Origin of the sequence: Frigoribacterium sp. PvP121 (genome assembly GCF_017833115.1) — a bacterium.
GTDB classification, from domain to species: domain Bacteria; phylum Actinomycetota; class Actinomycetes; order Actinomycetales; family Microbacteriaceae; genus Frigoribacterium; species Frigoribacterium endophyticum.
Map to the genome: position 1 here is coordinate 1,730,784 of NZ_JAFIBR010000001.1, position 19,176 is coordinate 1,749,959.

Annotated in this window: 20 protein-coding genes; 10 read left to right on the forward strand and 10 right to left on the reverse strand. The window is 73.1% G+C overall.

Features of this window, described 5'->3' with window-relative positions:
- Positions 1 to 49 precede the first annotated feature (49 nt).
- The 3 genes from JOE43_RS08080 (at position 50) to JOE43_RS08090 (ending at position 2,748) form a co-directional block, all read left to right on the forward strand.
- A complete protein-coding gene (locus JOE43_RS08080) occupies positions 50 to 826 on the forward strand; it encodes a biotin--[acetyl-CoA-carboxylase] ligase (protein WP_209516814.1) in 777 nt (258 codons plus the stop codon).
- Complete coding sequence (locus tag JOE43_RS08085; protein WP_209516817.1) at positions 819 to 1,382, forward strand: PH domain-containing protein; 564 nt, start codon at positions 819 to 821, stop codon at positions 1,380 to 1,382. Before JOE43_RS08080 ends, JOE43_RS08085 begins: the two co-directional genes overlap by 8 nt.
- A gap of 61 nt (positions 1,383 to 1,443) precedes the next feature.
- Complete coding sequence (locus tag JOE43_RS08090; RefSeq protein ID WP_209516820.1) at positions 1,444 to 2,748, forward strand: UDP-glucose/GDP-mannose dehydrogenase family protein; 1,305 nt, start codon at positions 1,444 to 1,446, stop codon at positions 2,746 to 2,748.
- Here the strand turns inward: JOE43_RS08090 and JOE43_RS08095 are convergent.
- Positions 2,745 to 3,251, reverse strand: a complete 507-nt coding sequence (locus JOE43_RS08095) for a GtrA family protein (RefSeq protein WP_209516823.1) — start codon at positions 3,249 to 3,251, stop codon at positions 2,745 to 2,747. The two genes, JOE43_RS08090 and JOE43_RS08095, sit on opposite strands and share 4 nt — an antisense overlap.
- A gap of 100 nt (positions 3,252 to 3,351) precedes the next feature.
- Between JOE43_RS08095 and JOE43_RS08100 the strand changes: the two genes are divergently transcribed.
- From JOE43_RS08100 to JOE43_RS08110, 3 genes are all read left to right on the forward strand, one after another.
- Positions 3,352 to 4,488: a 5-(carboxyamino)imidazole ribonucleotide synthase gene (locus tag JOE43_RS08100; protein WP_209516826.1), complete on the forward strand. Its 1,137-nt coding sequence runs from the start codon at positions 3,352 to 3,354 to the stop codon at positions 4,486 to 4,488.
- Positions 4,489 to 4,586: 98 nt separating this feature from the next.
- A complete protein-coding gene (gene purE / locus JOE43_RS08105) occupies positions 4,587 to 5,054 on the forward strand; it encodes a 5-(carboxyamino)imidazole ribonucleotide mutase (RefSeq protein WP_209519138.1) in 468 nt (155 codons plus the stop codon).
- Positions 5,051 to 6,397 (forward strand): LCP family protein, encoded by a 1,347-nt coding sequence (locus JOE43_RS08110; protein ID WP_209516829.1) that lies wholly within the window; start codon positions 5,051 to 5,053, stop codon positions 6,395 to 6,397. Before purE ends, JOE43_RS08110 begins: the two co-directional genes overlap by 4 nt.
- 78 nt (positions 6,398 to 6,475) lie before the next feature.
- Here the strand turns inward: JOE43_RS08110 and JOE43_RS08115 are convergent, their stop codons facing one another.
- The 3 genes from JOE43_RS08115 to rfbB are packed head-to-tail and all read right to left on the reverse strand — an operon-like array spanning position 6,476 to position 9,476.
- Positions 6,476 to 7,615, reverse strand: coding sequence for a glycosyltransferase family 1 protein (locus JOE43_RS08115; protein WP_209516833.1), 1,140 nt, complete (start codon positions 7,613 to 7,615; stop codon positions 6,476 to 6,478).
- Entirely contained in the window at positions 7,612 to 8,493 is an 882-nt protein-coding gene (rfbD, locus tag JOE43_RS08120) for a dTDP-4-dehydrorhamnose reductase (protein WP_209516837.1), read from the reverse strand. Before rfbD ends, JOE43_RS08115 begins: the two co-directional genes overlap by 4 nt.
- The gene (gene rfbB, locus JOE43_RS08125) at positions 8,493 to 9,476 is read right to left on the reverse strand and encodes a dTDP-glucose 4,6-dehydratase (RefSeq protein WP_209516840.1); all 984 of its coding nucleotides are present in this window, start codon (positions 9,474 to 9,476) and stop codon (positions 8,493 to 8,495) included. Before rfbB ends, rfbD begins: the two co-directional genes overlap by 1 nt.
- Before the next feature lie 39 nt (positions 9,477 to 9,515).
- On the opposite strand from rfbB, the gene JOE43_RS08130 reads away from it, so the two are divergent.
- The 4 genes from JOE43_RS08130 to JOE43_RS08145 all read left to right on the forward strand — a co-directional run bounded on the left by JOE43_RS08130 (position 9,516) and on the right by JOE43_RS08145 (position 12,225).
- Positions 9,516 to 10,124, forward strand: coding sequence for a dTDP-4-dehydrorhamnose 3,5-epimerase family protein (locus JOE43_RS08130; RefSeq protein ID WP_209516845.1), 609 nt, complete (start codon positions 9,516 to 9,518; stop codon positions 10,122 to 10,124).
- Positions 10,125 to 10,130: 6 nt separating this feature from the next.
- Positions 10,131 to 10,991 carry a glucose-1-phosphate thymidylyltransferase RfbA gene (gene rfbA, locus JOE43_RS08135; protein WP_167258683.1) on the forward strand — a complete coding sequence of 287 codons (861 nt, stop codon included), beginning with the start codon at positions 10,131 to 10,133 and terminating at the stop codon, positions 10,989 to 10,991.
- A 69-nt stretch (positions 10,992 to 11,060) separates the two neighbouring features.
- Positions 11,061 to 11,957 (forward strand): D-alanyl-D-alanine carboxypeptidase family protein, encoded by an 897-nt coding sequence (locus JOE43_RS08140; RefSeq protein ID WP_209516848.1) that lies wholly within the window; start codon positions 11,061 to 11,063, stop codon positions 11,955 to 11,957.
- A gap of 37 nt (positions 11,958 to 11,994) precedes the next feature.
- On the forward strand, positions 11,995 to 12,225 hold the full coding sequence (locus tag JOE43_RS08145) for a hypothetical protein (RefSeq protein WP_167258687.1): 231 nt from the start codon (positions 11,995 to 11,997) through the stop codon (positions 12,223 to 12,225).
- Positions 12,226 to 12,297: 72 nt separating this feature from the next.
- On the opposite strand, the gene JOE43_RS08150 is transcribed toward JOE43_RS08145, so the two are convergent.
- The 6 genes from JOE43_RS08150 to JOE43_RS08175 form a co-directional block, all read right to left on the reverse strand.
- Entirely contained in the window at positions 12,298 to 13,161 is an 864-nt protein-coding gene (locus tag JOE43_RS08150) for a glycosyltransferase family 2 protein (protein ID WP_307803290.1), read from the reverse strand.
- Complete coding sequence (locus JOE43_RS16175) at positions 13,158 to 14,297, reverse strand: glycosyltransferase family 1 protein (protein ID WP_209516851.1); 1,140 nt, start codon at positions 14,295 to 14,297, stop codon at positions 13,158 to 13,160. Before JOE43_RS16175 ends, JOE43_RS08150 begins: the two co-directional genes overlap by 4 nt.
- Positions 14,298 to 14,343: 46 nt before the next feature.
- Complete coding sequence (locus JOE43_RS08160) at positions 14,344 to 15,297, reverse strand: GDP-mannose 4,6-dehydratase (protein ID WP_209516854.1); 954 nt, start codon at positions 15,295 to 15,297, stop codon at positions 14,344 to 14,346.
- A 3-nt stretch (positions 15,298 to 15,300) separates the two neighbouring features.
- Positions 15,301 to 16,290: a GDP-mannose 4,6-dehydratase gene (locus JOE43_RS08165; protein WP_209516858.1), complete on the reverse strand. Its 990-nt coding sequence runs from the start codon at positions 16,288 to 16,290 to the stop codon at positions 15,301 to 15,303.
- Positions 16,291 to 16,368: 78 nt separating this feature from the next.
- Entirely contained in the window at positions 16,369 to 18,501 is a 2,133-nt protein-coding gene (locus JOE43_RS08170; protein ID WP_209516861.1) for a carbohydrate binding domain-containing protein, read from the reverse strand.
- A complete protein-coding gene (locus JOE43_RS08175; protein ID WP_209516864.1) occupies positions 18,498 to 19,070 on the reverse strand; it encodes a hypothetical protein in 573 nt (190 codons plus the stop codon). Before JOE43_RS08175 ends, JOE43_RS08170 begins: the two co-directional genes overlap by 4 nt.
- Between the last annotated feature and the right edge of the window lie 106 nt (positions 19,071 to 19,176).

Genomic DNA, 19,176 nt, shown 5'->3' on the forward strand with positions numbered 1-19,176 from the left:
TGGATCGGCTCCCGGGCTGTGGGAGTCCTCACACGCCTAGGCTGACCGCGTGACGTTCCCGCTCGCCTCCGCCCGTTCGCCCCGCTTCGTCCACGTCGCCGAGACCGGCTCGACGAACGCCGACCTGCTGGCCGACGCGTCGGCCCCGCACGGCGCCGTCCTGGCCACGCTCTCGCAGACGGCCGGCCGTGGCCGGCTCGACCGACGGTGGGTCGCCCGCCCGGGCCGCACCGTCGCGGTCAGCCTCCTCCTCGAGCGCGGCTCCCTGCCGGTCGACGCGCTGGGCTGGGTGCCCCTGCTGGCGGGCGTCGCGATGCGCGTCGCCGTGGCGTCGCTGGTGAGCGCCGACCGCGTCGGCCTCAAGTGGCCCAACGACGTGCAGGTCGGCGGGGCCAAGGTGTGCGGGGTGCTGGCCGAGCTGCGCCCCGACGCCTCGGCCGTGGTGGTCGGCGCGGGCGTCAACCTCACGACGCCCCGCGACGAGCTGCCCACCGACTCCGCCACGTCGCTCCGCCTGGAGGGGGCCGAGGGGGACGCGGAGTCGCTGGCCGACCTGGTCGTGGCCGGCTGGGTCTCCGAGGTGCTCACCGGGTTCGACGCGCTCGTCGCCGCCGGGGGCGACGCCGTCTCCTCGGGCCTCCACGGCCGCGTCGCCGCCGAGTGCAGCACCCTCGGCCGACAAGTCCGGGCGGAGCTGCCGTCGGGGGAGGTGCTCACGGGCCTCGCCGTCGCGGTCGACGAGGGCGGCCGGCTCGTCGTCCGCACGCCGTCGGGCGCCGAGCGGGCGGTGGCCTCGGGCGACGTCACCCACGTGCGCCATGACTGACGCGGCGGGCACCGTCGACCAGCAGCCGCCCGAGGTCGTGGTCGCGCGGCTGCGCCCCCACGCACGCGTGCTCTTCTGGCCCTCGGTGGCCCTCATCGCGATCTGCGCGGGCGCCGGGTGGCTGAGCGGCCGCGTCGAGGCCGGGTGGCAGACGTGGGCCGTGCTCGGGGCCGCGGCGCTCCTCGCCGTGCTGCTCTGGGCGGTGCCGCTGCTCGTCTGGCTGGGCCGCCACACCGTGATCACCACGCGGCGCCTCATCGTCCGGCGGGGCTTCGTCGTGCGCACCCGTCAGGAGCTGCTGCACAGCCGGGGCTACGACCTGACCGTGCGGCGGAACGCCGCGCAGAGCCTCTTCCGCAGCGGCGACGTGCTCGTGGGCACGGGCCTCGACCGGCCGGTCGTGCTGTGGGACGTGCCGTCGGCCGACCTGGTCCAGGCCACGCTGCACGACCTCATGGAGGCGGCGACCGACCCGCTCCTGCGGCGACGTCCGGTCGACCGCCCCGAGCCCTGGGGGGACGACGCCGGCTGGCGGACCGATCACCCCGACCGCTGAGGCGCCCCGCCCGCGGAGCGACGGACTGGCGCCCGGGCCTGAACTGGAATAAGGTATGTCGATGCGAATCTCTGTGATCGGTTGCGGTTATCTCGGTGCGGTCCACGCGGCCTGCATGGCCGAGCTCGGGCACGACGTCGTCGGCGTCGACGTCGACGAGCACAAGGTCGCCGAGCTGTCGGCCGGTCGGGCGCCGTTCTTCGAGCCGGGGCTGCCCGAGGTCCTCGCCCGCGGCGTCGCGAGCGGGCGGCTGCGCTTCACGACCGACATGGCGGAGGCGGCCGGGGCGCAGGTGCACTTCGTCGCCGTCGGCACCCCGCAGACGGCCGGCAGCCACGCCGCCGACCTCCGCTACGTCGACGCGGCCGTGGGCGGCCTGCTGCCGTACCTCGCCGACGGCGACCTCGTGGTCGGCAAGTCGACCGTCCCCGTGGGCACCGCAGCCCGTCTCGGCGACCTGGTCCGCGCCTCCTCGGGGGCGGACCTCGCCTGGAACCCCGAGTTCCTCCGGGAGGGGTTCGCCGTGGCCGACACCCTCTCGCCCGACCGCTTCGTCTACGGCGTGCCCGGCGGCGAGGGCGGCGACCGGGCGACCGCCCTGCTCGACGAGGTCTACGCCGGCCCGCTCGCCGGCGGCATGCCCCGGCTCGTGACGGACTACGCGACGGCCGAGCTGGTGAAGGTGTCGGCCAATGCCTTCCTGGCCACCAAGATCTCCTTCATCAACGCCATGGCCGAGATCGCCGAGGCGACGGGGGCCGACGTCACGCAGCTGGCCGACGCGATCGGGCACGACGCACGCATCGGCCGTCGCTTCCTCAACGCCGGGCTCGGCTTCGGCGGCGGGTGCCTCCCGAAGGACATCCGGGCGTTCCAGGCCCGGGCCGACGAGCTCGGGCTCGACTCGCTGGCGTTCCTCGCCGACGTCGACGCGGTGAACCTGCGACGGCGACGGAGGGTCGTCGACCTCACCGCCGAGATGCTCGGCGTCGTCGAGGGGGCCCGCGTCGCCGTGCTCGGCGTCGCTTTCAAGCCCGACAGCGACGACGTGCGCGACTCGCCGGCGCTCGACGTCGCCCGTGCCCTCCGGGCCGCCGGCGCGGACGTCGTGGTCCACGACCCCGAGGCCACCGCGACCGCGGCGAAGGTGGCTCCCGAGCTCGTCTACGTCGACGACGCCGACACGGCCCTGGCCGGTGCGGACATCGTCCTGGTGCTGACGGAGTGGCGCGTCTTCCGCGATCTCGACCCCGCGCACGTGGCCTCGCTCGTCGCGGGCCGGCGCATCGTCGACGCCCGGAACGTCCTCGACCTCGGCGCCTGGCGCGCGGCCGGCTTCGACGCGCGGGGCCTCGGGCGTCCCTAGCGGCGGGCCTCCGCGGGCTCGGAGCTCCCGAGACGGTCCTCCCGGGCCACGGCGGTGTCGGCGGGGCGTCGTCGGCCCCGCCGCCGGGGGCTGAACACCCAGGCCCTGTAGAGCGTGAACCGGAACGCCGTGCCGAGCGCGAGCCCGACGACGTTGGACGACACGTTGTCGGCCAGCGCCGACCGGAGCCCCAGCACCGAGTGGGACACGACCAGGCAGGCGAGCCCGATGGCGAGGCCGCCGAGGGCCACGGCGAAGAACTCCGCCGCCTCGCGGACGGGGCGGTCGCTCCGCGTCGCCCGGAACGTCCAGAGCCGGTTGCCCACCCAGACCACGACGATGGAGACCACGCCGGAGACGACCTTGGCGACGACGGCGCCCTCGCTCACCTGCTCCGGGTCGAGCACGGTGGCGCGGAGCAGGTTGAACAGGCCGAGGTCGACGACCAGCCCCACCCCGCCCACGGTGCCGTAGCGCAGGAGCTGCTCGACGAGTCGTCGCATGCGCCTCTCCCGGTGATCGGCCAAGATGGTGGGTGGCTCGGAGGAGCCGTGACGACGATACAGCGTCGCCCGACCGCGGGGGCGTGAGCGAGGAGACGAGATGGCCCACAGCATCGGAGTGATCGGCGGCGGCCAGCTCGCACGGATGATGGTGCCCCCGGCGGTGCACCTCGGGTTCGACCTGCGGGTGCTCGCCGAGGCGGAGGGCACCTCCGCACGGCTCGCGGCGACGGCCGTCGGCGACCACCACGACGCCCGTGCCGTCCTCGACTTCGCCCGCGACGTCGACGTCGTCACCTTCGACCACGAGCACGTGCCGCAGGAGGTGCTCCGCGCGCTCGTCGAGGCCGGCGTGGCCGTGCACCCGTCCCCGGGCGCCCTGGCCGTCGCCCAGGACAAGATCGTCATGCGGGAGCGCCTGACGGCGCTCGGGCTCCCCGTCCCGCAGTGGGCCGCCGTGCACGACTCCGCCGAGCTCGGCGCGTTCCTCGAGGGCCACGGCGGGCGGGCGGTCGTGAAGACCCCGCGCGGCGGCTACGACGGCAAGGGCGTCCGGGTCGTCCGGGCCGCCGACGAGGCCGACGACTGGTTCGCCGTCGTGGCCGAGCACGGCGCCGACGCCGTGCTGCTGGTGGAGGAGCTCGTCGGGTTCCGCCGCGAGCTCTCGCAGCTGGTCGCGCGCCGCCCGAGCGGCGAGATCGCGGCGTGGCCCCTGGTCGAGACCGTGCAGCGCGACGGGGTGTGCGCCGAGGTGACCGCTCCTGCTCCCGGCGCCTCGGAGGCCCTCGTCCGCGAGGCCGAGGCGATCGCCCGGTCGGTCGCCGAGCAGCTCGAGGTGACCGGCGTGCTCGCCGTGGAGCTCTTCGAGACCGCCGACGGCCGCCTGCTGATCAACGAGCTCGCCATGAGGCCGCACAACACCGGTCACTGGACGATCGACGGTGCCGTCACGAGCCAGTTCGAACAGCACCTGCGGGCCGTCCTCGACCTCCCCCTGGGCGAGACGACCGCCCACCGCCCCTGGAGCGTCATGGTCAACGTGCTCGGAGGGCCGTCCGAGGGCACGATGGGGGAGAGGCTCGCGGCGCTCATGGCCGACCAGCCGGGCGCCAAGGTGCACGACTACGGCAAGGACCCCCGCCCCGGGCGGAAGGTCGGGCACGTCACGACGACGGGCGACGACCTCGACGACGTCACCGCGCGGGCGCGCGCCGCTGTCCGTTTCTTCGAGGGCTGACGGCTATCCTCTCCTTCGTGCCCGACCCGACCGCTCCCGCCCCGACCCCTGCGACGAGGCCGAACGACCCCCTCGTGGGGCCGCTCGTGTCGATCGTCATGGGGTCCGACAGCGACTGGCCGACCCTGCGCGCCGCCTCCGACGTCCTCGTCGAGCTCGGCATCGCGCACGAGGTCGAGGTCGTGTCGGCCCACCGCACGCCCGACAAGATGGTCGCCTTCGCCAAGGCCGTCGCGGGGCGGGGCGTCCGCGTGGTGATCGCCGGGGCCGGCGGCGCCGCCCACCTGCCCGGCATGATCGCCTCGCTCACCACGCTCCCCGTCGTGGGCGTCCCGGTGGCGCTGGCGACGCTCGACGGGCTCGACTCCCTCCTCTCGATCGTCCAGATGCCCGCGGGCATCCCGGTCGCCACCGTCTCCATCGGGGGCGCCGCCAACGCCGGCCTGCTCGCCGCGCGCATCCTCGGCACCGCCGACCCCGACGTCTCGGCCCGCCTGGCCGACCACGCGGCCGGCCTGGGCGAGCTGGTCGAGCAGAAGAACGCCGCCCTGCGCCGGTCGCTGTGAGCGCCGCGCTCCCCGTCCGCCACCCCGACCTCGGGTCGCCGTCGTTCATGACGAGGCGCGCCTGGGCGCTCGTCGTGCTCAACGTGCTGGTGCCGGGGTCGGCCCAGGTCCTGGCGGGCAGCCGACGCCTGGGCCGGTGGGGGCTCGCCTCGACCCTGGTCTTCTGGGCCGCGGCCGTCGTCACGGTCGTCCTCGCCCTGGTCTGGCGCACCCCGCTCTTCGAGGTCGCGACCAACGTCGTGGCCCTCACCGTCGTCCAGGTCTTCCTGATCTACTACGCGGCGCTCTGGCTGGTGCTGACGATCGACACGCTCCGCCTCCTCCGCATCGTGCGGACGGTGCCCACGGCCCGGGGCTTCCTGGCCGGGGTGATGGTGCTCCTCCTGGCGGGCACGGTGGGCCCCGCGGCCTACGGGGCGTACCTGAGCGGGGTGCAGCACGGCCTGCTCGACTCGCTGTTCACCTCCCGGCAGGCGGCGGCCGACCCGGTCGACGGGCGCTACAACATCCTGCTGCTCGGCGGCGACGCGGGTGCCGACCGCACGGGCCTCCGCCCCGACAGCATCTCGGTCGCGAGCATCGACGCGGAGACCGGTGCGACGACCATCGTGGGGATCCCGCGGAACCTCTACAACGCGCCGTTCTCCGAGGGGTCCCCGCTCTGGGGCGAGTTCCCCGACGGGTACTCCTGCGGTGACGACTGCCTCGTGAGCTACCTGTACACCTACGGCGAGGAGCACCCGGAGCTCTACCCCGACGCCGAGTCGCGGGGGAGCAACCCCGGGATCGAGGCCATGCGCGACGCCGTGCAGGGCGTCACGGGGCTGACCCTCCAGTACTACGTCCTCATCGACATGCAGGGCTTCGTCCAGCTGATCGACGCCCTCGGCGGCATCACGATCGACAACACCGAGGGGCGCCTGCCGATCAACGGCGGCGTCGACGCCGCGGGCCAGCCGATCAACGTCGACGGCTGGATCGAGCCGGGCGAGCAGGTGATGGACGGCTACCACGCCCTCTGGTACGCCAGGGCCCGCCACGGCTCCGACGACTACCACCGCATGGCACGCCAGCGGGAGGTGCAGCAGGCGCTGCTGTCGCAGTTCCAGCCCGCCACGGTGCTGTCGAAGTTCCAGTCGGTCGCGGCCGCGGGCGCGCAGACGGTCGACACCGACATCCCGCAGGGGGCGCTGGGCGCCTTCGTCGAGCTCGCGCTCGAGGCGAAGTCGCAGCCGATCACCGACCTCGAGATCGTGCCGCCGACCTACTCGAACGTCTACCCCGACTTCGACGTGATCCACGCCGCCGTGGCGGCCGCGACGACCTCGACGCCGGCCGGCTGACGAGGCACGTCACGACCACCGGCTCCGCCCCCGCTCGGACGGCGGGCGGGGGCGGGGGCGGAGGCCGGTGCGTCGGCGCTACAGGTCGGCGTGCAGCTGCCAGACCTTGTCGGCCGAGTCCCGCCAGCTGAAGGCGCGCGCGCGGTCGAGCCCCGCGATGCCGAGCCGCGAGGAGAGCTCGAGGTCGGTGACGACCTGGAAGATCGCCTGCGCCAGCCGGGCCGGGTAGCCCTCGGCGTCGGCGCGCGGCACCACGACGGCCGCTTCGTCCGCGACCTCGACGAGGGCCGGGGCGTCGGAGACGATCGTGGGCGTGCCGAGGCTGAGCGCCTCGACGACGGGGAGGCCGAAGCCCTCCGCGAGGCTCGGGAAGACGAACACCGAGGCCCGCTGCAGCAGGACGGCCAGCTGGGCGTCCGACACGAAGCCCAGCGTGCGGACGCGGTCCGGCGCGAGCCCGGCCTCGGCCGCGATGTCGGCGACGCGGACGTCGCCCCAGCCGTCCGGGCCGACGACGAGGAGGGGCAGGTCGGGCGCGTCGGGGTGGGCGAGCGACTCGATCAGGGGCCGCAGGCCCTTCCGGGGCTCCAGCGTCCCGACGCTCAGCACGTAGCGCTCGGGGAGGTCGAGCGCGTCGGCCAGGGCGTCCGCGTCGGCGGGGACCCTCAGGTCGTCGCTCACCGCGCCCCCGACGACCCGGATCCGGTCGCCGAAGGGGAAGAGCTCGGCCAGGTCGGCCGCGACGGCGTGCGTGGGCACGACGACGGCGTCGGCGTACCGGAAGGCGCGCTTGGTCATCGCCCGGTGCCAGCGCACCCCGCGGGGGGTCAGCGTCTCGGGGTGCGTCCACGGCACGGTGTCGTGCAGGGTCACCACGGTCTGGTCGCCGGGGGAGAGGTCGCGGTCGTGTCGACCGAGGGGAGCCAGCAGGCTGGTCGCGTGGACCATGCCCCGGCCGGGGAGGCCGAGGACCCCGGCCTGCCAGGCGAGGGAGAGCTCCCGGCGGCCGAGCGGCGACTTCGTCAGGCGGGCGAGCCCGGGGACGAGGTCGGTGAGCCGGTCGTAGTCGTCCTGGGGATGGGCCGCGACGACGCCCTCGACCTCGCACCCGCGGGGCGCGGTCGCGACGAGGGCCCGGGTGAGCTCGCTCGTGTAACGACCGACGCCGCCGGGGACGGGGGCGAGGATCTGGTCGACGACGACCCGCAGCGTGGTCATCGTCCTCCCGCCGGCTCGGTGAGGACGCCGGTGGCGCTGGCCTCGGCCAGGGCCTCGCGCCAGTCGCGCATCGGCTCGAGGCCGGCTCGGCGCCACGCGTCGTGGCCGAGCACGCTGTAGGCGGGTCGGGGCGCCGGGCGCACGAAGCTCGAGCTGTCGGTCGGCAGCACGCGCTCGGGGTCGAGCCCCGCGAGCCGCAGGGTCTCCTGCGCGAACTCGAACCAGCTCGCCTGCCCCGAGGCCGTGCCGTGGTAGACGCCGGCGGGGGCGTCGGCGTCGACGAGGGCGACGATCCGGTGCGCGAGGTCGAGGGTCCAGGTGGGCTGCCCGACCTGGTCGGCGACGACCGAGAAGGTGTCGCGCGTGGCCGCGAGGCCGAGCATCGTGCGCGGGAAGTTCGCGCCGTGCCGCCCGTACAGCCAGGCCGTGCGGACGACGTAGGTGCCCCGCGGGTTGGCCGCCAGGGCGGCCCGCTCACCGACGGCCTTGGTGCGGCCGTAGGCGTTGAGCGGAGCGTAGGGGGCGTCCTCGGCGTAGGGAGCGACGGCGTCGCCGGCGAAGACGTAGTCGGTCGACACCGTGACCAGCTTCGCGCCGGAGGCGGCGGTCGCCTCGCCGAGGAGGCCCACGGCCGTCCCGTTCACCGCCAGCGCCGCCTCCTCGTCGGTCTCGGCCGCGTCGACGGCGGTCCAGGCCGCGGCGTTCACCACGACGTCGTGGCCCTCCACGGCGGCGAACACGGCGTCGCGGTCGGTGACGTCGAGCTCGGAGCGCCCGAGGAGGGTGACGTCGCGGCCGAAGAGGGCCTCGACCAGGTCGGAGCCCAGCATGCCGCGGGCGCCGGTGACGAGGTACTTGGCGTGCTGGGGCGTCGTCATCAGAGGGCCGCGCGCTCCTTCAGGGGCTCCCACCACTGGCGGTTGTCGCGGTACCACTGCACGACCTCGGCGAGGCCCTGGGCGAACGGCACCTGCGGCTCGTAGCCGAGCTCGGCGCGGATCTTCGAGATGTCGACCGAGTAGCGCAGGTCGTGGCCGAGGCGGTCCTGGACGCGGTCGACGTACGACCAGTCCTTGCCGGTGGCCTCGAGCAGCATCTCGGTGAGCTCCTTGTTCGTGAGCTCCGTCCCGCCGCCGATGTTGTAGATCTCGCCCGGGCGGCCGTCCACCAGGACCATCGCGATGCCGCGGGTGTGGTCGTCGACGTGCAGCCAGTCGCGGATGTTGTTCCCCTCGCCGTAGAGGGGCACGTGGCGGTCGTCGATGAGGTTGGTGACGAAGAGCGGGATGACCTTCTCGGGGAAGTGGTACGGGCCGTAGTTGTTGCTGCAGCGGGTGATCGAGACGTTCAGGCCGTGGGTGCGGTGGTAGCTGCGCGCGAGCAGGTCGCTGCCGGCCTTCGACGCCGAGTACGGCGAGTTCGGCTCGAGGGGGCGGTCCTCCGCCCACGAGCCCTCGGCGATGGAGCCGTAGACCTCGTCGGTGGAGACGTGGACGAAGCGCGCGAGGTCGTTGCGGAGCGCCGCGTCGAGCAGCTGCTGCGTGCCGAGGACGTTCGTCTCGACGAAGATCGAGGCGTCGCGGACGGACCGGTCGACGTGCGACTCGGCCGCGAAGTGGACGACGGCGTCGACCTCGGGGAAGAGCGTGTCGAGGAGCGCGCCGTCGCGGATGTCGCCCTGCACGAAGCGGTACCGGGGGGAGTCGGCCACGCTGGCGAGGTTCTCGAGGTTGCCCGAGTAGGTCAGGGCGTCGAGCACGACGACCTCCGCGCCCTCGAGGCCCGGGTACGCGTCCTCCAGGGTGCGACGCACGAAATTGGATCCGATGAAGCCGGCGCCGCCGGTGACGAGGATTTTCACGGTCCCAGCCTACAAGGCGTCCGTTGCTAGACTCCCGACGTGCAGATCCGTGAGTTGACCGTGCCCGGCGCCTGGGAGTTCGTCCCGACACAGCACGGCGACGACCGTGGCGTGTTCTTCGAGCAGTACCGGTTCGATCGCGTGCAGGAGACCGTGGGCCACCCGCTCGCGCTGAAGCAGGTCAACACCTCGGTGTCGGCCCGCGGCGTCGCCCGGGGCGTCCACTACGCGCTCGTGCCGCCCAGCCAGGCGAAGTACGTCTCGGCACCCAAGGGCGCCTTCATCGACTTCGTCGTCGACATCCGCGTCGGGTCGCCGACCTTCGGCCAGTGGGACTCCGTGCTCATCGACGACGTCGACCGTCGTGCCGTCTACCTCTCCGAGGGCCTCGGCCACGCCATCGTCGCCCTCACCGAGGGCGCGACGGTCAACTACCTCGTCACCGAGACCTTCAACCCGGAGCGTGAGAAGGGCCTCAGCGTCCTCGACCCCGACATCGGGCTCACGTTCCCCACCGACATCGGCGAGATCCTCCTCTCGCCGAAGGACACCTCGGCCCCCACCCTGGCCGAGGCCGAGTCCCAGGGGCTCCTGCCGACGTGGCAGGAGTGCCAGGACCTCTACCAGCAGCTCCGAGCTGCGAACTAGGCAGGCATGCGCGGAATCATCTTGGCCGGCGGGTCCGGCACACGTCTCTACCCCATCACCAAGGGCATCTCGAAGCAGCTGATGCCGATCTACGACAAGCCGATGGTCTACTACCCCTTGTCGACGCTGCTCTCCGCGGGCATCCGCGAGATCCTCATCATCACGACCCCGGACGACGCGCCCCAGTTCCGGAGGCTGCTCGGCGACGGCTCCGACCTCGGCATCGAGCTGACCTACGCCGTCCAGCCGTCGCCCGACGGCCTGGCCCAGGCCTTCGTCATCGGCGAGGAGTTCATCGGCGACGAGAAGGTCGCGCTCGTGCTCGGCGACAACATCTTCCACGGGGTGGGCCTCGGCTCGAACCTGCGGGCGAACACCGACCCGGACGGCGGGGTCATCTTCGCCTACCACGTCGCCAACCCGCGGGCCTACGGCGTCGTCGACTTCGACGACACCTTCACCGCGCGCTCCATCGAGGAGAAGCCCGAGCACCCCAAGAGCAACTACGCGGTGCCCGGCCTCTACTTCTACGACAACTCCGTCGTCGAGGTCGCGAAGTCGATCGAGCCGAGCGCTCGTGGCGAGCTCGAGATCACCACCGTCAACGAGGCGTTCCTCACGGCCGGCAAGCTGCAGGTGCAGGTCCTCGACCGGGGCACGGCGTGGCTCGACACCGGCACCCACGAGTCGATGATGCAGGCCTCCGAGTACGTGCGCGTCATCGAGCAGCGTCAGGGCTTCAAGATCGGCTGCGTCGAGGAGATCGCGTGGCGTCGGGGCTGGATCGACGACGACCAGCTCCGGGCGCTCGCCGCCCCGCTCGTCAAGAGCGGCTACGGGGAGTACCTGCTGGGCCTGCTCGGCTAGTCCTCCGTTCTGCCGACGCCCTCTCGGGGGGTGGTGGTGTCCCGGGCGCCGTGGGAGGTTGGAGAGATCATGGATCGCTCTGCTGCCGACGCCGCTCCGCTCGAGCCCCGCTCCGGGCTCGACCGGCGGAGGCTCCTCTCCTACGCCGCCGCCACCGCCGTCGCGGCCGGGACGGCCGTCTCGCTCGACGCGCACCGCGCCTCCGCCGTGTCGTCCCTCGGCGAGACCGGCGCCTCCGTCCAGAGCGTGGCCCAGGCCCTCGCCGCGGCCCAGACGACGGCGTGGGGCGGCCACTCCAACGGCAACATCCCCTCGGGGGCCCTGACGCCCGTCGTGGCGAGCGTGGCGGGGTCGGGCTACCTCCGCACCGACGCTGCTCGCCAGTACCTCGCGCTCAGCCTGGCCTTCTCCAACGCGATCGGGACCCCGCTGGCCATCACGGAGGGCTACCGGAGCTACGCACGGCAGGTCGAGTACTGGAACCTCTACCAGGCGGGCAAGGGCAACCTCGCCGCGTACCCGGGCACGTCGAACCACGGCTGGGGCATCTCCTGCGACTTCGGCGCCGGGGTGGCCTCGTCCGGCTCCGCCGCCAAGCGCTGGATGGACGCCAACGCCCCCGCCTACGGGTGGAGCCCGACGGGCAACACCTTCAGCCGGCCCGAGCCCTGGCACTTCGACTACGTCGGCAACTACGTCGGCGACATCCCGCTCGACGTGGAGCGCGACCCCGACGTCGTCATCATCCGCACCACGCAGGGCCTCGACGAGCAGCAGGCGGGGTACACGGCCCTCGTCGGCCTGCACAGCCTGAGGCACCTGTCGAGCCTCGACATGATCAACAGCATGCGCGTGATCGGCACCCCGTACTACGAACTCGACCGTGGGCGCTTCTACGACGTCATCAACTCCATGGGCATCCCGCGCTCCGCGCTCACCCCGGACGCCGACTACTTCCGTCGCTGACGCGACGCCCCTCCCCGCTACAGGAACGGATCACCACATGCTCATCATCCGCTGCACGGACACCCTCGCCGAGGTCGGCGGCGGCTACATCTGCATGGTCGGAGTGCGGTCGCTGCGGCACATGACCACGATGGACATGGTCTACGCCATGCAGTCCATCGGCGTGCAGTACAAGAACCTCAACGCCGCCGCGTTCTACAACGTGCTGAGCTCGCTCTCGATCCCGCGATCGGCCCTCACCACGGGCGCCGACTACTCCGGGCGTTGACGACTCCGGGCACTGACAGCTCGGGCGCTGGCCGCTCGGGAGCTGACCGCTCCGGGCGCTGACGCCCGGCCGTCAGCCGTGGCGTCGCGCCAGGGCCACCGTCGCGCGCGAGCGCAGGCGGAGGCCGACGCCGAGGGCCCAGACCACGGGCCGCCACACGGCGCCGGGGTGCGTCTTGGCGATGTAGAGGTGCGCCGACCGGTGGTGCGCCGTGACCATGGCGTCGGCGGCCCGGGCCGTGCTCTCGCCGCCGACGTGCGTCACGACGGCGTCGGGCACGAACAGGTTCGACCAGCCGGCCTCGGCGAGGCGGCGCCCCAGGTCGACGTCCTCGAAGTACATGAAGAAGTCGTCGTCGAACCCGCCGATCTCCTCGAAGGCCTCGCGGCGGAGCAGCAGGAACGCGCCGGAGAGCCAGCCGACCTCGGCCGCGGTCTCCGAGGCCGAGACGTCGCGCTGCTGGTAGCGCCGCGTCCAGGGGTTCGACGGCCACACGCCCGACAGCAGGGCGTGGCCGATCCCGGTGCGGATCGACGGCAGGGCCCGCGCGGACGGGTACACCGAGCCGTCCGGGTCGAGCACCCGGGGCCCGAGGGCACCGGCGCGGGGGGCGCGGCGGGCAGCCTCGAGGAGGCGCGCGAGGGTGTCCGGCGTCGCCAGCGTGTCCGGGTTGCAGACCAGCAGCCACTGCTCGTCCGGCCCGGCCTGCTGCGCCCCGAGGTTGACGGCACGGCCGTACCCGACGTTGCCGGGGGACCGGACGAGCGTCACCGACCTGCGGGACTCGGCCACCGCCTCCGGGGCTCCGTCGGTCGACCCGTTGTCGACCACGACCACGCGCGCGGGCGGGAAGCCGTTCGGCACGAGGGAGTCGACGAAGGACTCCAGGGTGGGGCCGGGGGAGTAGGTCACGGTGATGCACAGGACGTCGGTCACGAGCGGCCCCCCGTCGCGGCCAGGTAGGCGCCGACGTGCTCGTCGCCGGTGCGTCGCCAGGTGAACGACAGTGCGCGCTCCCGCCCACGACGCCCCAGCTCGCGACGTCGCGGCTCGTCGTCGAGGAGCGCCTCGAGGGCGAGCTCGAGCGACCCGGCGTCGGGCTCGCTGTAGACGGCGACGTCGCCGCCGACCTCGGGGGCGGCGAGGCGGTCCGTGGTGACCACGGGCACGCCGCTGGCCAGGGCCTCCAGGATGGGCAGCCCGAACCCCTCGCCCACGCTCGGGTAGGCGACGAGGGCCGACGACGCGAGGAAGGCGGGCAGGAGGCCCTCGTCGACGTAGCCGAGCCAGCGCCACGGGTCGGAGGGGGAGGCGGCCTCGAGCCGGGCGACCGTCTCGTCGTCCCAGCCGCGGCCGCCGGCGAGCACGAGCCGGGGGCGGAGGTCGGGCCGACGGGCCGCGAGGGCGGTCACGGCGTCGAGCAGCGGGCCGACGTTCTTGCGGGGCTCGATGGTGCCGACGAAGGCCACGTAGGGCTCGTCGCCCAGGCCGAGGGCGGCACGGGCGGTGGCCTCCTCGCCCCGGGCGCTCGGGGAGTAGCGGGTCGTGTCGACGCCGTGCAGGGAGACCACGAGCGGCGCCCGCGGGGGCCCCGCCCAGCGCTCCACCTCGTCGGCCGTGGCTCGGCTCGGGGCCACGCAGCGGTCCGCGCGGCGGGCGGCGAGACGGATCCAGGCACGGAAGAAGGGGCCCTTCAGGCGGCCGTGCAGCTCGGGGTGGGAGAAGAACGTCGCGTCGTGGAGGGTCACCACGCGCGGCCGGCGGGTGAGGAGGGGCATCGTGTAGTGGGGGGAGTGGACCACGTCGGCGCCGACGGCACGGGCGAGACGGGGCAGGCCGAGCTGCTCCCACAGGAGCCGGAGCGGCACGGAGGTGGTGCGCTCGGGGACGGGGTGGAGCACCGCGGCGGGCGAGCCCTCCCGCAGCCACCCGACGTCCCGGCGCTGGCAGGCGACGTGCAGGTCGACGCCCTCGTGCCGGGCGAGGACGGGCACGAGCTCACGGAGGTACCGGCCGACCCCGCCGGAGTCGGCCGGGACGCTGGTCGCGTCGAGGAGCACCGTGACGCTCACGGGGCTCCGAGGAGGGCGTCGGCGGGGCGTGACGCGGCTGCTCGGCTCACCGATCGGCGTCCACCATGGCGTCGACGATCTCGGTGAAGGACTTCGTCGTGCTCCAGCCGAGCTCCGCCCGGATCTTCGAGGCGTCGCCGCGGAGCTCCGTCGCGTCGGCGGGGCGCACGAACTCGGCGTCGCTGCGGACCAGCCCCGTGGTGTCGTCGATGCCGACCCGGGCGAACGCCGCCGCCACGAAGTCGCGGATGCTGTGCGCGGTGCCGGTCGCGACGACGTAGTCGTCGGCCCGGTCGGAGGTGGCCACGCGCGCCAGGGCGTCCGCGTAGTCGGGGGCCCAGCCCCAGTCGCGGCGCACGTCGAGGTCGCCGAGCACGAGCTCGTCCTGCTCGCCGCGGGCGATGCGGGCCGCCGCGGCGGTGATCTTGCGCGTGACGAACTGCTCGGGGCGGCGGGGAGACTCGTGGTTGTAGAGGACCACGCTCGACGCGCGGAGCCCCGAGGCCCGGTAGGCGCCGACCAGGTGGTGCGCGTAGGCCTTGGCGGCGCCGTAGGGGTTGATGGGCGCGACGGGCGTGCGCTCGTCCTGCGGCGAGACCGGTGGCTGCCCGAAGATCTCGGCGCTCGACGCCTGCACGAACGCGGCCTCGTGCCCCGACGCCGACAGCTCGGCGACGGCGGCGATCAGGGCCGCCACGGCCGTGCCGTTGAGCAGGGAGGTCTCGAGCGGGTCACGCCACGAGGCGGCCACGCTGCTGATCGCGGCGAGGTTCACGACGACGTCGGGCCGGACGTCGAGGACGAGCGCCCGCGTGCCGGCGTGGTCGGTCAGGTCGCCGACGTGGAGCACCGCCTCGCCCGGCAGCGCGCCGGCGGTCGTGGGGGCCTCCGCGCCCCCGTCACGGACGACGCCGTGCACCTCGTGGCCCGCGGCCACGAGGTTCTCGGCGAGGTAGCTGCCGGTCTGGCCGGCGATGCCGGTGACGAGGACGCGGAGCATGCCCTACTTGCCCTGCGCGGACTTCTCGCGGGCCATGTCGGCGTCGACCATCATCGTGACGAGCTCCTCGAAGCTGACCGCGGGCTTCCAGCCCAGGGTCTCGCGGGCCTTGGTCGAGTCGCCGATCAGGAGGTCGACCTCCGCGGGGCGGAAGAACTGCGGGTCCTGGAAGACGTGCTTCTCCCAGTCGGCGATGCCGACGTGGTTGAAGGCGATGTCGAGGTACTGGCGCACCGAGTAGGTCTCGCCGGTCGAGATGACGTAGTCGTCGGCCTCGTCCTGCTGCAGCATGCGCCACATGGCCTCGACGTAGTCGCCCGCGAAGCCCCAGTCGCGCTTGGCGTCGAGGTTGCCGAGGCTGAGCTGGTCCTGGAGGCCGAGCGCGATGCGCGCGACGGCGACGCTGATCTTGCGCGTCACGAACTCCGGTCCGCGCAGCGGCGACTCGTGGTTGAACAGGACGCCCGACGAGGCGTGCATGCCGTACGACTCGCGGTAGTTGATCGTCATGTAGTGGCCGAAGACCTTGGCGACGCCGTAGGGCGAGCGCGGCCAGAGGAGCGTGGTCTCCTTCTGGGGGACCTCCTGCACGCGGCCGAACATCTCCGAGCTGGAGGCCTGGTAGAAGCGCACCTTGCCGATGTCGTCGCCCGCGTAGAGGCGGATCGCCTCGAGGATGTTCAGGACGCCGAGGCCGGTGACCTGGCTGGTCAGCTGCGCGTTCTCCCACGAGTAGGCCACGAAGGAGATGGCGCCGAGGTTGTAGACCTCGTCGGGCTTCGCGCTGTTGAGGGCGCGGAGCAGGCTGGACTGGTCGAGGAGGTCACCGGTGAGGATCTTGACCTCGGGCGCCCACTCGTTGATCACGGGGATCTTGGGGTTGTTCTGTCCGCGGACGAGTCCGTAGACCTCGTATCCCTTCGAGAGGAGGAGGCGGCTGAGGTACATGCCGTCCTGTCCCGTGACTCCGGTGATGAGGGCGCGCTTGGTCAATTCAGGTTCCTAACGGTTGATTCGGCCGACACGACATCATATCCGTGGGGCCGGGAGGGATCGGAGGCACGCCGTCGGTCAGTAGACCTGGGCGCCGTCGATCAGGAGGGTCGAGTCGGTGGAGTCCTCGTAGATCTCGAACTTCAGCTGGGTGTGGTCGTCGTGGGTGATCGGCACCTCGAACGCGACCCGGGTCCACTCTCCCGTGGTCGTGAAGGAGGTGCTGCCCGCCTCGGTCGCGCCGCCCAGCGCCCACAGGGCGAGACGCCCGCGGAACGGCGTCGGCCCGCCGGAGCGCACCCAGAGCTCGGCCGTGTACGTCTCACCGGCCAGGGGCTTGACGGACACCGTCTGCGACAGCGAGGACGCGACGGAGGTGTTGGTCGCGGCGAGGAAGTCGCCGTCCTGGGGCGGCAGCTGCGCCCGGCCGTAGACCGCGAGGTTCATGGACGGCGTGCCCCGGGTCCAGCCGGTCGACCGGCCGCCCTCGAACGACCCCGAGGTCAGCAGGTTGTCGCTCAGCCGCGCGTCGTCGAGCCAGAGGGTGGCGTTCGTGCTCCCCATGTAGACCTCGGCCTTGAGCTGGGTGGACGCCGTCGCCAGGGTGTCGGTCGTCACGCGCACCTCCTGCCAGGTCGAGCCGACGGTGAACGGCGTCTGCTGCACCACGGGGGAGCGGCCGCCGAGGCCCCAGAGGGCGAGGGTGCCGCTGAAGGGCACCGTGGCGCTGTCAGAGCGCAGCCAGACCGAGAAGGTGTACCGCTGGTTCTCACCGGTGGCGGGGACGCCCACGGTCTGGGCGAAGCTCCGGCCGGAGACAGGCGTGTTGGAGGCGGCGAACCAGGAGCCGTCGACGCTCGAGCCGGGGTCGCGGAAGATCTGCTGGTTGACGAAGCCGTTGCCCGGCACCCAGTTCGCGAAGGACGACTCGAACGAGGGGTTGGCGAGCTCGTTCTGCGGGCGGGGCGCTGCGCCGAAGGTCATCTCGGCGTCGTCCATCCACAGGTCGCCGGTGTTCGAGCCCATGTAAACGTCGAGCCGGATCGTGGAGTGCGCCGAGGACCGCACCGGGAGCTTGACCGTGACCTTCGTCCAGGTGGGCCCGACGGTGAAGTCCTTGATGGCCACCTCCTGGCTCCCGCCGAGGCCCCAGAGCACGACCTGCCCCGAGTACGGGGCCGAGGTGCCCGACCGCAGCCAGACGTTCGCGGTCGCCTGTTCGCCGACGCGGGTCGAGCGGGAGACGTCCTGCGTGATCGCCCGGCCCGTGACCGCGGTGTTCATCGCCAGGAAGTAGTTGCCGGAGTGGCTGGCCGACGGGGAGGCGACCGCGGCGCGGTTGATGGCGCCGTTGCTCCAGCCCCAGCCCGACACGGACCCGCCCTCGAAGGAGGCGGACTGCAGCCAGTTGGACGGCGCACCGAACCAGTCGGTGAAGTAGAGGTAGAAGTTCCTGTTGCCGTACGCGCTGCACGAGTCGCCCGTGCCGTAGCCGCTCGCGAGGGCCGCGGGGTTCGGCGTGTAGGGCGTGTAGAGGTAGAGGTTCGCCGTCGCCTGGTTCTGGATGTAGACGCTCTTGGTGCCGCACGCCGCGTTGGGGTGGTAGTAGACGTTGTTGTTCCGGCCGGGCTGGTAGCTCCAGGACGAGCTCGTCTTGGTGTAGCGCTGGAACTGGTGGGCGGCGTTCCAGACCTGGTTGAAGAAGCCGTAGTAGGCGGTGTCGCAGGGGGCGGTGTCGGGGCAGCCGTAGCCCATCGCGATCTTGTAGGCGGTCGCCGTCGGGCTCACCGACTGGACGAGGCCCTGCTCCTTCTGGAGCATGACGAGCAGCACCTGCGGGTTGATGCCGCAGACCTGGCCCACGCGCCAGATGATCGAGGCGGCGCTCTCGGACGCCCGGCCGTCGATCGCGGCGCAGTAGGCGTCGGCGGGCCGGCCCGTCGTCGCCTGCGAGTAGTCCTTGAGGCAGGGCTGCCCGTTCGCTCCCCGACAGGTGACCACCTGGCTGTTGAGGAACGACTGCACGCTCTCGGGCGTCATCGCCGCGGCGTTGAAGAACGTGTCGTCGGAGATGATGTTGCCCGCGTCGAACCGGCTGGCGTCGGCGGCGGCGGAGGCCGGGGCGGCGGGCGCGACGGCGACGCCGACGAGGAGGGCCGCCGCGGCGGCCACGGCGGTGGTCAGGGCGAGGAGTCGGGAGGGGCGTCTCATGGGATGGTGACCTCGTAGTCGTCGACGGAGCCGGCGGACGTGGCGGACACGTACGTGACGCTCACCGTCCACTGCCCGGGAGAGAAGGAGTCGCTCTGCAGCGACATGGAGCCGCAGTCGGTGCTGCTGGCGGAGGGGAGCGCGGCGAAGGACCCCTCGACCGTGGTCGAGCCGTCGGTGGCCGAGAGGGTGCAGGTGCCGCCCGTCTCCACCACCCCGGGGACGGTCGCGCCCACGGCGAGGGTCCGGGTGGAGGCGGTCCACTGGTCGAAGGTCACCAGCGGAGCGACCGAGGCCGGGTCGGCGGGCGGGGCCGGGGCGGGCGTCGTCGTCGCGCCGGGCGCCGCGGGCCCGGAGGCGGACGCGGGGCCGGAGGGCTCGGCCGTCGCCGGGGGCGTCGTGCTGGCCCCCGGGGAGGGCTCGGTCGTGGGGGCGCCGCTCGCGGCGGGCGTCGAGGGGGCGGCCGTGGGGCCGTCGTCGCCGACGACGAGGGCCGCCCAGGCGACGATCCCGCCCACGACCACGATCCCCGCGACGGCGCTCCACGTGATGACGGAGGCTCTCTTCATGTCCCGCTCATTCCGGGGTAGACCCTGCTCCGCCCCTCGTGTCAACACGATAGGCTAACCGCGCACTCAGCCCGACAGGGCCACGCCGGTCTGTCGCTCCAGCTCC